The sequence below is a fragment of the Pseudoduganella ginsengisoli genome (assembly GCF_009720865.1).
Lineage (GTDB): Bacteria > Pseudomonadota > Gammaproteobacteria > Burkholderiales > Burkholderiaceae_D > Rugamonas > Rugamonas ginsengisoli.
In genome coordinates this window covers 1-948 of sequence record NZ_WNLA01000077.1, presented here as the reverse complement: position 1 = coordinate 948, position 948 = coordinate 1, and the positions used below count along the sequence as shown (strand labels likewise).

Sequence of the window (948 nt, the reverse complement as noted above, 5' to 3'; positions counted from 1 at the left end):
TAGCTGCCGCCGTGTGCGTCACGCTCCAGTTGCCGCTGGCGTCGGCCACGGCATTGCCCACTTCCACCCCGCCGGCATACAGATGCACTTTGACGCCGGCTTCCGCGCCACCGCCGGCAAACACCGGATTGAGAGCGTTGGTGATGTTGTCGGTATTCGATGAGCCGTTATCCGAAGTGGCCTGCAAGTCCGGCGCCGCCAATTGCGGCTGGCCAGTGTCGACCGTAATCGACAGCGGCAGCGAAGCACCGGACACATTGCCCGCCACGTCAGTTGCCGTCACCGTCAGGTTGTGCGTGCCATCCACCATCACCGTGCCTGGCGTAAAGCTCCAGTTGCCGCTGCCGTTGGTCAGCGCAGTGCCGATCAGCGTGCCGCCGTCATATACCGACACCGTGCTGTTGGCTTCCGCCGTGCCGCTGATGGTTGGCTTGTTGACATTGGTGATGCGGTCGCCCGGCACACCCGAGTCCGATACCAGTCCCGGCGCTGCCGGCACTGCCGGCGCCGTGCGGTCGATCGTCACTTTCAGGCCCTGCGACGGCGCACTGAAGTTGCCCGCCTTGTCTTCCTGCGTGACCGTGTACGCAATGTCGACGCCGGTAGCTGCCGCCGTGTGCGTCACGCTCCAGTTGCCGCTGGCGTCGGCCACGGCATTGCCCACTTCCACCCCGCCGGCATACAGATGCACTTTGGCGCCGGCTTCCGCGCCACCGCCGGCAAACACCGGGTTGAGAGCGTTGGTGATGTTGTCGGTATTCGATGAGCCGTTATCCGAAGTGGCCTGCAAGTCCGGCGCCGCCAATTGCGGCTGGCCAGTGTCGACCGTAATCGACAGCGGCAGCGAAGCGCCGGACACATTGCCCGCCACGTCAGTTGCCGTCACCGTCAGGTTGTGCGTGCCATCCACCATCACCGTGCCTGGCGTAAAGCTCCAGTTGCCGCTGC

General features: G+C 64.9%; 1 protein-coding gene. It reads right to left on the bottom strand.

The features are described from left to right. On the bottom strand, positions 1-948 hold a 948-nt coding region (locus GM668_RS30270), incomplete at both ends, for an Ig-like domain-containing protein (RefSeq protein ID WP_155442689.1).